Raw genomic sequence first — 14,051 nt, 5'->3', positions numbered from 1 at the left:
AAGCATGGACGCCGAATACATAACAAACCTTAGCGCGACAAATAATACATCTCATCGAAGCAGTATAAAGGAAGCCAAGCCGCGTTTTTCTCCATGATCCAAAAAATGAGGAAGAGGGGGTATCGCATTGCCTGCGAGCACAAAAAAAGGCGCCAAATTTTCGCTGGATAACCTTTCGCAGCAAGATTACAAAACCATAGCGCAAAAACACGAGCCGAAACGGAGCGTTTTCAAAAACTGCTTGTTGGCTTTCCTGATCGGCGGAGCCATCTGTCTGCTTGGACAAGCGATTCAGCAGGGATTTATGTCCTTGTTCGATATGACGGTCAAGGAAGCTGCAGGCCCGACGGTCGCCGTGCTGATCATCATTTCCGTCATATTGACCAGCTGCGGGGTGTACGACAAAATCGCGCAGGTTGCCGGAGCGGGGACAGCGGTTCCAGTCACGGGGTTCGCGAACTCGATGTGCTCCGCCGCATTGGAACATAAAGCCGAAGGTTACGTTCTTGGCGTGGGCGCCAACATGTTCAAGCTGGCGGGGTCCGTCATCGTGTTCGGAACCGTTGCCGCGTTTTTCGTCGGGCTCGTATACGCCATTTTCGGACTGGAGGGAGTGCATCATCCATGAGGCTGAAGGGCCAGACCTGGGAATTCGCGTCGAAACCCCGCATTGTTGCGAGCGCTACGGTCGTGGGACCCGAAGAAGGACAAGGACCGCTGGCCGCCGATTACGACTACATTTACGACAACCTGGAAATCAACGAAAAAACGTGGGAAAAGGCCGAACGAAAGCTGCTGGAGCAGGCTTCTCAGCTCGCGGTGGTCAAAGCGGGGCTGACAAAGGAGCAAATCCAGTTTTATATCGGCGGCGACCTGATGAACCAAATCATCAGCAGCACGTTTGCGGCCAGAACGCTTGGTGCTCCTTACCTTGGCGTTTTTGGAGCCTGCTCCACCTCGATGGAAAGTCTGGCGCTGGCGGCGCTGCTCGTCGATACGGGGGCGGCGGAGCTTGTGCTGGCCGGCACGACCAGCCATAACTGCACGGCGGAAAAGCAGTTCCGCTACCCGACGGAATACGGCTCGCAAAAGCCTCCGACCGCGCAATATACCGTGACCGGTTCCGGCTGCGGCATCGTCGGCAAAAGCGGCGGCGGGCCCGCGGTTGCCCGGGCGACCATCGGCAGGGTGATGGATTTGGGCGTCAAGGATCCGTTTAACATGGGGGCGGCGATGGCTCCCGCGGCGGCGGACACCATTGAAGCCCATTTCCGGGATACCGGGCTGACGCCCGGGCATTACGACCTTATCGTTACCGGCGATCTGGCTTCGGTAGGACTTTCGATCGCCAAAGAGCTCCTGCAAAAGGCGGAGGTTCGCATGGCCGAAACGGAGTTCAACGATTGCGGACTTATGGTTTACGACATCCAAAACCAAACCTACGTGAGAGCGGGAGGCAGCGGATGCGGCTGCTCCGCCGTCGTGACTTACGGACATCTGATAAAAAAATTGATGAACAAAGAACTTAAAAAGGTGCTCGTCGTGGCGACGGGAGCGCTGCTATCCCCGCTGTCCTACCAGCAGGGGGAAAGCATCCCCTGCATCGCCCACGCCGTCGCGCTGGAAATGGAGGATTAACAGCATGCAGTTTCTATGGGCATTTATTATCGGCGGATTAATTTGCGTCATCGGGCAGATCATGATGGATGTGTTCAAGCTGACGCCGGCGCACACGATGAGTACCCTCGTGGTGGCCGGGGCGGTCGCCGACGGGTTCGGGCTGTACGACCCGCTGGTCAAATTCGCGGGGGCCGGCGCGTCGGTACCGATCACGAGTTTCGGCAGCTCGCTTGTGCATGGCGCGTTGTCGGAGCTTCAGAGGGACGGGTGGATCGGAATCGTCACAGGCATATTCGAGGTGACAAGCGCCGGGATATCGGCGGCGATCATCTTCTCCTTTTTGGCGGCGCTTATCGTTCGCCCGCGCGGATAAACGAAATGATGGAAGGGGCTCTCCCAAGGCCGTACTCGGCCGGGGAGGGCCTCTTTTTCTTTTTTTCATCCGGTGCAGTTTTCAGGCTTGCCGCCTTGTTTTTTCGATTGTTGTTCTAGGGACGAAAGCCAAAGTCCGAAACGGGATGTCGGGGTATACGACGAATTTAGGAGTCCTGCACAATATACTTTTGGGGAACGGATCATGTACAATGAAAGATATATGCTTCTTATCTCAAGATTTAGCAATATTCGGTACTTATTCGTTCTATTTTACAAATCATCAACCATGAAATAAGGAGGACGGATCCATGCCCGTAAGCAGCGAATCCCTGCAAACCATTGCAGCCGTAAGAACGAATCTTGAATCCTGCATTTTAGGCAAATCCTTTGAAATCCAGCTCTTGCTTACTGCGCTCCTGGCGGAAGGGCATATCCTGATCGAAGACGTTCCCGGTACCGGGAAAACCCAGATGATCAAGGCGCTGGCCAGATCGATGAGCGGAGATTACAGACGGGTGCAGTGCAATCCCGATATTCTTCCAAGCGACATCACCGGCGTATCCGTATTCCATCCCCGCGAAGAGCGGTTCTTTTTCCGGCCCGGTCCCGTCATGACGAACATCCTGCTCGCCGACGAGATCAACCGCGCGACAACGAAAACGCAATCGGCCCTGCTGGAAGTCATGGAGGAGCGAAACGTGACGGTAGACGGGGAAACGTACGAACTGCCCAAGCCGTTTATGCTTTGCGCCACCCAAAATCCGATCGATTTCGAGGGTACGTACATGCTCCCGGAAGCCCAGCTCGACCGGTTCATGATGAAGATCAGCCTCGGTTATCCGGACGCGGCGACCGAAAGGAACCTGCTGCGGCAGCATAACGACGGCCAGCCCGTCGATCAACTGCAGCCGGTTACCCGTATGGACAAAATTGCGGAGCTTCAAAAGGAAGTCCGGAACGTATTCATCGACGACGCCGTCGCCGATTATCTTTTGAAAATCGTCCGCGCGACCCGTCAGCATCCTTCCGTTTTGCTCGGCGCGAGCCCGCGCGCTTCGCTGTCCCTGATGATGGCCGGCAAAGCTTTCGCGTTCATTCAGCAGCGGGACTACATGCTCCCCGACGACATTAAGGTGCTTTCGCCTTACGTCCTTTCGCATCGGATCATTTTGCGTCCGGAATCCCGTCTGGATAACGTCAGCGCCGAATCCGTCGTAAAACAGATTTTGCAGCAGGTTCAGGTGCCTGTGGCGCTGGAGCGCTGATTGCGATGAAGGCTACGCTGAACGCCAAAGGGGCGATATTGCGGAATGCCCGCTTCTGGACCGTGCTTTCGGTATGGGCTGCCAGCCTGCTGTTCGTGCTGTTTCAAGGCGGCAAAACTTCGCTGATGCTGCTCGCCATGATATCGATACTCGTGTTGTATTTGATCGCCGGCGGCCTGGGCGGCATCCGCCGGGTGCACGGCCGGCGGGCCCTCACCGCCGAGCTCGACCAAGGCCATGCACTGCAGGCGGGAGAGCAGGTGAAGGTCAGCCTTCAATTTGACGTACCCGGATTTTTGCCGATGCCGTACGTCGTCATCCGCGAAGTGATGAAACGGCATAACGGGGAGACGTGGTCGTTCGAGGAAAGCGTCATCCCCGATTTCCGCGGCAGCGGCGAGCTGACGTTCCAAACGCCGCCGCTGGAACGCGGAAGGTATTATTTTACCGAAACGGAATGCGTGACCGAGGATATTTTCGGTTTGGTCGAACATAAGGGCACCTTCCATGTCCCCGGGCAATTCCGGGTGCTTCCGCGCACGGTTCCGATTTCGGACTGGAAGCTGGTCGACCGGAATTCCAGGCTCGCCGGGCCGCAAAGATCCGCCGCTTCCCGGCGGGAAACGACGCAGATCAACGGGGTCAGGGACTATGTCTACGGGGACCGGATTTCGCGGATCCACTGGAACGCGACCGCCAAAACCGGCTCCTGGAAATCGAAGGAGTTCGAATACGACTCGGTGCCCAAAATCATGGTCGTGCTGGACGCCGTCGCAGGGCATTACACATCGGACAAGCAGTTCGAGCTTGCGGTGTCTACGGCGGCTTCGCTGATCCAGTACGCCGCTCAAAAGAGGATGTGCCTCGGGCTGATGACGGCGGGGGAGACGCCGAAGTGTTTTACCCCGACCGAAAATGCCGGGGAGCTTCAGCGGATGATGCACCATCTGGTGGACGTGACGGCGGACGGTTTTGGCGAACTTCAGCCGAAGCTCGAAAAACATGCTCGCATCTTTCCTTCCGGCTGCCTGCTTGTGCTGGTTAGCCCCAAAACGGGCGGTAAAACGCTGGAAGCGCTGCGGTGGGCCGGAACGCGCGGGTATACGCCTTCCCACATTCTTGTGGCGCCTTCCGGCGATAACGACAAGCAGGGCTGGGTTTCCATGCTGAGAACGGCAGGGACGTACGGATGCTCGGTTAGCGACCTGAAGGACCTGCCGGGAGCCCTGGGAGGAGGAGTGGCATGAGCGCCTGGCTATCGTATGTGAAACATTCGTTTTTTTATTCCTTATCGGTCTTTTGGATTTGGATTATGGGGCTGCAGTGGATTTCGTTCATGGATTTTACGTGGTACGAGGAAACCAAATCCATCGTATGGCTGACGATCACGTTTGTCGCGTTGGCGGAAATGCTGCTCCCCGTCAAAAGAATGTACCGGCTTTTTCTTGAGGCCGTTGTCATTATATACATCGTTTACCGGGAACTCGTCCGGTATTGGGTCTTTACGCCGTCCGGCGCGTTTGCGGACCGGGTTCGGCAGTTTATGGATCATATGTCGCCTTATGTATGGATCGCGTTGGGTGCCTGGCTGTTAATGGTGCTGAGCGCCCTATTGGTCGGAACAAAGCGGAGAATTCTGCTTTTTTCGGCCATGAACGTGATCGCGTTTTGCATTTTGGACTCTTTTACGCCCGTCAATTTGTGGCGGGAGGTCGCCTGGACGGCGTTCGCGGCGTTGGGCTGGCTTGTCACCGAGCATTTCCGCAGGTTTCAGGCGCGTTTTCCGGCCGGCTGGAGACGCCTTCGCAAATATCCGCTTAAAGTTTTCATTCATGCGGCCGTCTTGTTTTCCGCCATGTTTATCGCCGGCGTCAGCATGCCGAATGTGCCTCCGACGTTAACCGATCCATACACCGCATGGGTGGATACGACGGGAGGAGCGGGCAACGCGGCCGATGTCAGCGGCGAGCTTGTTCCTGCCAAAGAAAGCAGCTCCTCCGGGTACAGCCGGAACGACACCCGTTTGGGCGGGAGATTCGATTTCGATTATTCGCCCGTCATGCTCATCCAATCGGAAAAACGCAGCTATTGGCGCGGCGAGACGAGGCAAATTTATACGGGGAGCGGCTGGTCGGACCAAGGCGGCAAAAGCGGCTACGAGGAAGTGGCGGCGGGAACCGGGCTTCAAAGCGAGACGCCGCGGGCAGCCGAAACGGAAAAGCTGGTACAGACCGTGACGATGCTGAGCGATCAAGTGTATCCCGTCCTGTTCGGGGCTTACCATGTATCGGAAATCAAGCAAATCGACAAACCCGACGGCGGCAAAATATTGTGGGACCCGCAGCAGTCCGCCCTGCATTGGAGCATCTCCACCAAACAGCCGCAGTATCCGAAAACGTACACCGTGGAATCGGACATCCCGGTCGTACCCGAGGATGAAATCCGCAGCAAAACGTTTAAGCAGCTGTACGGCAGCCATAACGTGGACGACGGCTACCTGCAAATTCCGAAGGACTTTCCGGAACGGGCGCGGAAGCTTGCCGAGCAGGTAACCGCTTCGGCGCAAACGCCGTATGAAAAAATCGGTTTGCTGCAAAACTATCTAATAAACAATTTCCAATATACGAATCAGCCCGATTTATCGAAAAAAACGAGCAAGGATTTCGTGGACGGCTTTTTGTTCGAAATCAAGGAAGGGTATTGCGATTATTTCTCCACTTCCATGGTCATGATGGCCCGTTCGCTTGACATCCCCGCGCGCTGGGTCAAAGGGTATGCGCCGGGGCTGCAGCAAATGGACTCCGACTTGATGAACCGCCAGAGCGGCGATATTCCGGACGGTGGCACGTATACGGTAACCAATGCCGATGCGCACTCCTGGGCGGAAATTTATTTTGGACCTTACGGCTGGATCCCCGTCGAAGCGACGCCGGGCTTCAACATGCCGCTGCTGACGCATGCGGAGGACAGCAAGCCCGTGACCGCGCCGGAGATGGAGGAAGAGCCGGAGCCTGAGGTGCAGAAAGAAACGCAAGCGGCGGGAACCTCTGAAGGGCAGAAGGGGCTGTCCGGAGCGGCCGTCGCCTGGATTACGGCGTCGATCATCGTGCTGTTTGCGGCGTATGCGGCTTGGGTGATGCGGATTCCGCTCCGCTTTTTCCTCGTAGGCGTCCGAAAGGGCCGGAAATTGACGGCAGACCAAAAGGTCATCGTCCTTACGGAACGCTGGATCCGGGACCTGAAGCGGAAAGGCATCCGCCGGGATTCGCATGAAACGCTACGGGAGTCGGTGAAAAGATGGAAAAGGGAGATGCCGATCTTGTCACCTTCCCTGGACCCGCTGCTGGCGCTGTTCGAAAAGGCAAGATACAGCCCTGCGGCCATCACCGAAGACGAATGGAAACATGTTCGGGCGCTGAGCCGGGAACTTCGGGAAGCGATCAAAAAGACGGAAGATCTTGCGGCATAACACGCGGGTTTTTGACCTGGCGCCCTCGCGGGCGCTTTCTTTTTGGAAAAGCCCGGAAACGCCCGTTTTTTCTTGAACGGATGATTTTGCTAACTACGCGGATTATGGTATAGTTTGTCCTATGAAACTGAGGTGACAACAATTTGTTTGAAATGTTTATCCCCAAACTGAGGGTGAATACGGTATTCGACATCGACCTGGAGGACCTGTACGCCAAAGGCTACCGGGGCATTATCACCGATCTGGACAACACGCTCGTCGGGGCCAAGGAGCCGCTGGCCACCCCGGAGCTTGTTGCCTGGTTCGAACGCGTAAAAAAAATCGGCTTTAAGCTGGTCATCGTGTCGAATAACCGGATGGAGCGCGTGTCGGCCTTCGCCACGCCGCTGAACATCGAGTTTGTCCATGAGGCGCGCAAGCCCAGCAATGCGCCGTTTCGCAAGGCCATGAACATGATGGGGTTGAGCGGTCAAGAAACGATCGTCGTCGGCGATCAGATGATGACCGACGTGTACGGCGGCAACCGTCTGGGTCTCTTTACGGTTTTGGTGCTTCCGATCTCCATCGGCGACGAAGGCTGGGGGACGAGGATCAACCGCCGCCTGGAGAAAATCGCCCTGAGGCGCTTGCGAAAAAAAGGACTATGGCTTGAGGAGGAAAAACGTTAATGAAAGGTCCGATAGAAGGACAAGGGGTCCAAAAATGCAGCGGCTGCGGCATCGGGCTGCAGACGCTGAATCCCGATTTGCCGGGATACATTCCGGAAAAGTCGCTTGGCAGGGATCCGGTCGTTTGCCAGCGCTGCTTCCGCATCAAAAATTACAACGAAGCTTCTTCCGTGACGGTGGATCAGGATGAATTCCTGCGGCTGTTGAGCCAAATCGGCGGGAAGGACGCGCTCGTCATCCATATCGTCGACTTGTTCGACTTCGAAGGCAGCCTGATATCGGGGCTGCAGCGGTTCGTAGGCAACAACCCCGTCATTTTGGCCGTCAACAAAATCGACCTGCTGCCAAAAGTGACGAATTGGAATAAAATCATTAATTGGGTGCAAAAGCAATGCAAAGAGCACGGGCTTAAAACCGAGGAGATTATCCTTTGCAGCGCCAAGAAAAACCAAGGTTTCGACCGTCTCCTGGAGGCGGTGGCCGAACGCCGCGGCAACCGCGACGTATACGTCGTCGGAGGAACCAACGTAGGCAAATCCACGCTGATCAACCGCTTGATTCGGGATTACAGCGATCTTGAGCAGGAGCTGACCGTCTCGCGATATCCGGGAACGACGCTCGACATGGTCAGCATCCCGCTGGATGACGGCCATTTCATCATCGATACGCCGGGGATCGTTTATCCGTGGCGGTACAGCGAGCTCGTAAACCGGAAGGATCTGGGCGCGATCATGCCGGAAAATCCGCTGAAACCGATGGTTTATCAGCTGAACGAGGGACAAACGCTCTTTTTTGGCGGCATGGCCCGATTTGACTTTATCCAGGGGGAACGGCAGTCCTTTACCTGCTTTATCAGCAACCGCTTGAACATCCACAGAACGAAGCTGGAAAAAGCTGACGCCTTATATAAAGATCATGCCGGAGATCTGCTGTCGCCGCCGGACACCGACCGTCTCGGCGAAATGCCGGAGTGGACGAGGCATGAAATCCGCGTGCCGAAAGGCAGCAAGCTCGATCTGTTTATTTCCGGTCTGGGGTGGATCAAAGTCAACGGCGATCAAGGGGCCTTAACGGCCGTTCACGCGCCGAAAGGCGTCAAAGTGCTTGCCAGACCTTCCTTGATCTAATGAGCTTGGGAGTCTGCGGGAGAGGCAGGAGGAAGATATGGTCACAAACAAGGAATGGCTTGCGGGCACCGGGGCGGTGCTGCTTGGCGTGATCGGCGATCCGATCGCCCACTCCAAGTCGCCCGTCATGCATCAGGCTGCGCTGGAAGCGCTCGGGCTTCCCGGCGCCTACGTGCCGATGCATGTCAAAACCGGGCAGGTCAAGGATGCGATCGCAGGCATCAAAGCGCTTGGTTTCCGTGGGATCAACGTGACGATCCCCCATAAACTCGAGGTGATTCCGCATTTGGACCATCTCGACGAAACGGCGCTCCGGATCGGCGCGGTCAATACGATCGTCAACGATCAAGGCGTTCTGACCGGGTACAACACCGACGGCATCGGCTACGTGCGCTCGCTGAAGGAAGAGGCGGCGCCCGATCTGAAAGGGAAAAAGATCGTGGTGCTCGGCGCGGGCGGCGCCGCCCGGGGCATCATCTACGCTTTGTCGCTGGAAAATCCGGACCGGATCTACGTTGCGAACCGGACGGTCGACAAGGCGGAGGCGATGGCCGCCGAATGGAAGGATCTCGCGGACATCCGCGGGATATCGATGATGCAGCTGCCGGAATGCTTGAAAGACGCCGACATTTTGATCAATACGACTTCGGTCGGGATGCATCCGAACATGGCCCATACCCCGGTCGATACGGATTTGATCCCGGAAGGGATCGTCGTCAGCGACCTCATTTACAATCCGCTGCAAACGAAACTGCTGGCGGAAAGCGCGCAAAAAGGCTGCATTGTCCATGGCGGCCTCGGCATGTTCGTGAACCAGGGCGCTTACGCGCTCGAATACTGGACCGGCCTGCCGGCTCCGGTCGCCGCGATGAGAAACGCGGTGCTGAAGGACATGGGCGGATAGCTTAATTTTCTAGGGTAAACCATTCAGAGTACAGTTGAATATTAAGGAGTTATGATTATACATGCTAACGGGTAAGCAGAAACGTTATCTTCGGTCCCTCGCGCATCATTTGGAGCCGATCTTTCAAGTCGGAAAGGGAGGAACCAACGAACAGCTGGTGCGTCACATCAACGAAGCGATCGAGAAACGGGAACTGATGAAAATCAGCGTGCTGAACAATTGCCTTGAAGATAAACACGATATCGCCGCGGAATTGGCGGAAAGCACCGGTTCCGAGCTGGTGCAGGTCATCGGCAGCACGATTATTTTGTACAAAGAATCCAAAGACCATAAAACGATAGAGTTGCCATAATGCGGGAGGGTTTCACCATGAAGGTAGGCATCATGGGCGGCACCTTTGACCCGATTCATATCGGCCATTTGTTGGCCGCCGAAGCGGCAAGGGATTCGTTCGGGCTGGACCAGGTCTGGTTCATGCCAAGCCACATCCCGCCCCACAAGGAACAGGCCGGAGCGTCGGGAGAGGACCGGCTCGGCATGGTGGCCGAAGCCATTTCGGACCACCCCTGCTTCCGCACGTTGGACATTGAAATCAGAAGGGGAGGCGTTTCCTACACCATCGACACGGTAAAGGAAATCCGCCGATCCTTTGAAGGCATAGATTTTCATTTCATCATCGGCGCCGATATGGTCAATTATTTGCCGAAATGGGAAGGCATCGAGGAACTGGTCAACCTGATGACGTTTATTGGCGTGGGGCGGCCGGGATCTACGCTGGATTTGGATGCGCTGCCCGGCTATTTGCAGGGCAAAGTGCATTTGGCCGACATGCCCCAGGTCGACATCTCGTCGACCGAAATCAGGGAAAAGCTGGCCACGGGCCATTCGATCCGCTATATGGTAACGGACAGCGTCTACGACTATATCAGAAGGAGAGGATTGTATGGAATTCAGCCGCGAAGAACTGATTAAATCGGTTTCGGAGCAGATGCCGGCCATGCGCTGGAAGCATACGCAAGGCGTCATGGAAACGGCCGTAAAGCTCGCCGAGCGTTACGGCGCCGATCCGGCCAAAGCCGAGCGGGCCGCGATTTTGCATGACGTCGCCAAATATTGGCCCGTCAAGCAAATGGAAGCGATCATCCGCGACAACGATTTGTCCAAGGACCTTCTGCTGTACGACAAATCGCTGTGGCATGCCGAGGTGGGCGCATTCGTCGCGAAACGCGATTACGGCGTGGAAGACGCGGAAATTTTGGATGCCATCAAGTACCACACGTCCGGACGGATCGGCATGACGCTGATGGACAAAGTGGTGTGCCTGGCGGATTACATCGAACCGGGAAGGGACTTTCCCGGCGTGAATAATATCCGCGAACTGGCCAACCATAGCCTTGAAGAGGGGCTGATCGCCGGATTCGATTCCACCATCAGCCTGCTGGTGTCGCGGCGGCAGATCATTTATCCGCTGACGTTTTTTGCGCGAAACGATCTTATCAAACAGTTGGAGGCGAATTCATGACCCTTACATCGGAACAATTGCTCAACCTGGCAGTGGAAGCTGCCGAAGATAAAAAAGCGATGAATATCGTGGCGCTCGATTTGAAAGGCGTATCGCTGATCGCGGATTATTTCGTCATTTGCCACGGGAACTCGGATACGCAGGTCCAATCGATCACGAACGAAATCCGCAAGCGCGTGCACGAATCGGGCTCGGAAATCCGCGGGATTGAAGGCCTCAATTCGGCGCGGTGGGTGCTGATCGACCTGGGGGACGTCATCGTCCATGTCTTTCACCGGGATGAGCGCGAATATTACAATATCGAACGCCTGTGGTCGGATGCCAAGGTCGTGGAAACGGTATGAGTCCGGTTGCAGGCACGATCCAGACCTATGAAGTGATGCGCGAGGTTTCGCCGTACGGTTATTTTCTCGATGCGGAAGGGCAGGACGTCCTGCTGCATTATTCGGAGCTTACGCGCGAGATCAAGCCGGGCGACCTTGTCGAGGTATTCATCTTTTACGATACCGAAGACCGCCTCGCGGCCACGATGAAAAAACCTTACCTTACCCTTGGGGAAATGGCGAAGCTGGTCGTGGCGGACGTGCATCCGCGGCTCGGCTGTTTTCTGGAGATGGGGCTTGGACGCCAGCTGCTGCTGCCGATCCGCGAGCTGCCTGAAATGAAGGAGCTTCATCCGCAAGTCGGCGACTCGGTATTCGTCATCATGGAGCATGACAAGCAGGGACGCCTTCGCGCCAAGCTGGCGGGAGAGCAAGAGCTGTCGCAGCATGCGTTCAGGGCGCCGGGGTCGTGGCTGAACCAATGGTTCAAGGCTACGGTGTACAGGCCGCTGCAGATGGGTACTTTCGTCATCGTGGACGGCGGAGTGGTCGGTTTGGGCGTCATCGGGATGATCCATTCCTCGGAACGGATCCGCCTGCTCCGCCTGGGAGAGGAGATCGACGTGCGCGTAAGCCATATCCGCGAGGACGGCCGCGTCAATCTCTCCATGGCGCAGCGCAAGGAGGTCGGGCGCGACATCGACTCGGAACGGATTCTGGCCTACCTGAGAGAGCGCCCGTCGGGGGCCATGCCTTATTCGGACGCCACGCCGCCGGACATTATCAAGCAGCGTTTCGGTATCAGCAAATCGGCTTTCAAGCGGGCGCTGGGCAAGCTGATGAAGGAAGGACTTGTGACGCAAAAGGAAAGTTGGACGTATTTGGAAAAAGAGGAGCAGGAAGGGCAAGAGTAGCTTTTCCGGCTCCATTTGCCCGAAATGAACAGAAAGCGCGGTGTCATCATGTCTTCTTACCAGAAATTTGCATATGTCTATGATCAGCTGATGGAGGACATGCCTTATCCGGATTGGCTCCGTTTTGCGCGGGAGGCCTGGGAGAAACATGGGAGCATGCCCAAAAGCGTCGTCGAGCTCGGCTGCGGCACCGGCAGCATTACGATTCCGCTCGTCAATTCGGGCTTCGAGGTGACGGGCATCGACCTGTCCGCTGATATGCTGTCCGTTGCCAGACGGAAAATGGAAAGCACGTCCAAAGGGAGCAGGCTGTTCCGCGAAGGCTCCATCCGTTGGGTTCAGCAGGATATGCGGGAATGGGAGGTTCCGGAACAGGTGGATGCGGTCATTTCTTTTTGCGATTGCTTCAGCTACCTTACCGAAAAACGGGACGTCGTTTCCGCGTTCGAGCATACGTACCGGGGGCTGAAGCCCGGAGGCATTTTCGTGTTCGACGTGCATCACCCGAACACCATCATCCGTTATGCCGAAGAACAGCCTTTCGTTTGGGATGACCGGTCGGTATCGTACATATGGACCTGCGAGCTGGATGCCTCCCGCTGCGAAATCGAACATCACTTGAGCATTTTCGCGAAGGAGGAGCAGGGCGGTTTATACCGCCGGTTCGAGGAAACGCATGTACAGCGCGCCTATGATCCGGAATGGATGAAAACGGAGCTGGTCAAGGCCGGTTTCCGGGATGTGAAATGCTTCGCGGACTTTCAATGGGCGGAGCCCGGAGACGATGCCCAGAGGCTGTTTTATGTCGCGGTCAAATAGATTTGCTGCAAAAGGATAACACGAGCCGGCCGTCGGAAATTACATTTCCGGCGGGCCGGCTTTTTTGATTCAAAAGGTTTATGTTCCGTCATCCCCGCAAGCTTCTGAATCGGTCTTGAAGCTGCGGCCCTATTTACAGGGTTAATCTGGATGGCCGTTATGCTGCGCCCGCTATTCGCTTGGGAGGAAACACGGAAGTCCGCGCCGAATACATCGTCGAACGGATGACGGAAATAAGAGGAGGAGCAGGCATGGCAGAAAACGCGGGAGAAGTTACGATCAGGGAAATCCGGCCAACCGATGATCGCGACGTTTATTGGCTGAACGTGGATTTCAACCCTAATTTTCGTACGTTTTCGGAAGAGAGAGTCAAGCGGCGGATCGAAATCATCGCAAGCAAAACCAAAGACGTCGTTTTTGTCGGCGAACGGGACGGCAAGGTGATCGGATACATCCACGGAAGCCCGTATGAGCTGCTTTTTTCGGACTCCCTGGTTAACGTTTTGGGGTTTGTCGTTAAAAAGGAGCTTCGCAATCAGGGAATCGGAAGCTTGTTGATCGGAAGGCTTGAGCAGTGGGGGAAGGATAACGGATATTCCGGGATAAAGCTGCTGTCCCATCCCAGCAGAACGCAGGCCCACCGATTTTACGAAAACCGCGGCTACGTTTTTACGAAGGACCAAAAAAACTTCATCAAAACTTTCGGCTGACGCACGGCATTTGCCTTTAAGCGAAGGAAGCCCGAAAAAGCGACCGGATTGACTATAATTCGCGTTTTATATATAATATGACTTAATGTTTAGCAACAATTTCATGATATTTACGGCAATGATGAGGGGTAGTAGTTTCGGCGGTGTCACCCAGAGAGCCGGCGGTCGGTGCAAGCCGGTTGACGAAGCGGAATGAACTCGCCTCGGAGTCATGGTTGGAACGGGGGACGGATTTGGCCGGTCCCTAGCGTGAACAACCATCGTCTCACCTCCGTTAAGGGTGCAAAGGGAGTGGGAAGCAAAGCATGTTTTCCCGCTAACTAGGGTGGTACCAC

General features: G+C 55.8%; 16 protein-coding genes and 1 other annotated feature (1 of these 17 cut by a window edge). All 16 genes read left to right on the top strand.

Going from position 1 to position 14,051, the window contains the following annotated elements:
• Positions 1-127: 127 nt before the first annotated feature.
• Positions 128-628, top strand: a complete 501-nt coding sequence (spoVAC, locus tag RJP21_RS05800; RefSeq protein ID WP_310858458.1) for a stage V sporulation protein AC — start codon at positions 128-130, stop codon at positions 626-628.
• Positions 625-1,638, top strand: coding sequence for a stage V sporulation protein AD (gene spoVAD / locus RJP21_RS05795; RefSeq protein ID WP_310858457.1), 1,014 nt, complete (start codon positions 625-627; stop codon positions 1,636-1,638). Before spoVAC ends, spoVAD begins: the two co-directional genes overlap by 4 nt.
• Positions 1,639-1,642: 4 nt before the next feature.
• Positions 1,643-1,993: a stage V sporulation protein AE gene (gene spoVAE, locus RJP21_RS05790; RefSeq protein WP_310858456.1), complete on the top strand. Its 351-nt coding sequence runs from the start codon at positions 1,643-1,645 to the stop codon at positions 1,991-1,993.
• 310 nt (positions 1,994-2,303) lie between these two features.
• A complete protein-coding gene (locus RJP21_RS05785) occupies positions 2,304-3,260 on the top strand; it encodes an AAA family ATPase (protein WP_310858455.1) in 957 nt (318 codons plus the stop codon).
• Positions 3,261-3,265: 5 nt separating this feature from the next.
• Positions 3,266-4,507 (top strand): DUF58 domain-containing protein, encoded by a 1,242-nt coding sequence (locus RJP21_RS05780; RefSeq protein WP_160043399.1) that lies wholly within the window; start codon positions 3,266-3,268, stop codon positions 4,505-4,507.
• Positions 4,504-6,729 (top strand): transglutaminase TgpA family protein, encoded by a 2,226-nt coding sequence (locus RJP21_RS05775; RefSeq protein WP_310858454.1) that lies wholly within the window; start codon positions 4,504-4,506, stop codon positions 6,727-6,729. The genes RJP21_RS05780 and RJP21_RS05775 overlap by 4 nt, the downstream gene beginning before the upstream one ends.
• Before the next feature lie 143 nt (positions 6,730-6,872).
• Positions 6,873-7,397, top strand: a complete 525-nt coding sequence (locus RJP21_RS05770; RefSeq protein WP_160043397.1) for a YqeG family HAD IIIA-type phosphatase — start codon at positions 6,873-6,875, stop codon at positions 7,395-7,397.
• On the top strand, positions 7,397-8,524 hold the full coding sequence (gene yqeH, locus RJP21_RS05765) for a ribosome biogenesis GTPase YqeH (protein WP_310858453.1): 1,128 nt from the start codon (positions 7,397-7,399) through the stop codon (positions 8,522-8,524). The genes RJP21_RS05770 and yqeH overlap by 1 nt, the downstream gene beginning before the upstream one ends.
• Positions 8,525-8,561: 37 nt before the next feature.
• The gene (locus RJP21_RS05760; protein ID WP_310858452.1) at positions 8,562-9,428 is read left to right on the top strand and encodes a shikimate dehydrogenase; all 867 of its coding nucleotides are present in this window, start codon (positions 8,562-8,564) and stop codon (positions 9,426-9,428) included.
• 61 nt (positions 9,429-9,489) lie between these two features.
• On the top strand, positions 9,490-9,780 hold the full coding sequence (gene yhbY, locus RJP21_RS05755) for a ribosome assembly RNA-binding protein YhbY (RefSeq protein ID WP_160043394.1): 291 nt from the start codon (positions 9,490-9,492) through the stop codon (positions 9,778-9,780).
• 17 nt (positions 9,781-9,797) lie between these two features.
• A complete protein-coding gene (gene nadD, locus RJP21_RS05750) occupies positions 9,798-10,400 on the top strand; it encodes a nicotinate-nucleotide adenylyltransferase (protein WP_160043393.1) in 603 nt (200 codons plus the stop codon).
• A complete protein-coding gene (yqeK, locus tag RJP21_RS05745; protein ID WP_160043392.1) occupies positions 10,372-10,950 on the top strand; it encodes a bis(5'-nucleosyl)-tetraphosphatase (symmetrical) YqeK in 579 nt (192 codons plus the stop codon). Before nadD ends, yqeK begins: the two co-directional genes overlap by 29 nt.
• Positions 10,947-11,294, top strand: a complete 348-nt coding sequence (rsfS, locus tag RJP21_RS05740; RefSeq protein ID WP_160043391.1) for a ribosome silencing factor — start codon at positions 10,947-10,949, stop codon at positions 11,292-11,294. The genes yqeK and rsfS overlap by 4 nt, the downstream gene beginning before the upstream one ends.
• Positions 11,291-12,187, top strand: a complete 897-nt coding sequence (locus RJP21_RS05735) for a CvfB family protein (RefSeq protein WP_310858451.1) — start codon at positions 11,291-11,293, stop codon at positions 12,185-12,187. Before rsfS ends, RJP21_RS05735 begins: the two co-directional genes overlap by 4 nt.
• A 48-nt stretch (positions 12,188-12,235) precedes the next feature.
• Complete coding sequence (locus tag RJP21_RS05730; RefSeq protein ID WP_160043389.1) at positions 12,236-13,006, top strand: class I SAM-dependent DNA methyltransferase; 771 nt, start codon at positions 12,236-12,238, stop codon at positions 13,004-13,006.
• 251 nt (positions 13,007-13,257) lie between these two features.
• Complete coding sequence (locus RJP21_RS05725) at positions 13,258-13,716, top strand: GNAT family N-acetyltransferase (RefSeq protein WP_310858450.1); 459 nt, start codon at positions 13,258-13,260, stop codon at positions 13,714-13,716.
• Positions 13,717-13,825: 109 nt separating this feature from the next.
• Positions 13,826-14,051 (top strand) — a binding site (T-box leader) (it continues 25 nt past the right edge of the window).

It is taken from the genome of Paenibacillus sp. VCA1 (assembly GCF_031583795.1).
Taxonomy (GTDB): Bacteria; Bacillota; Bacilli; order Paenibacillales; family Paenibacillaceae; genus Paenibacillus_AQ; species Paenibacillus_AQ albilobatus.
This window is presented reverse-complemented; position numbering and strand designations above follow the sequence as displayed.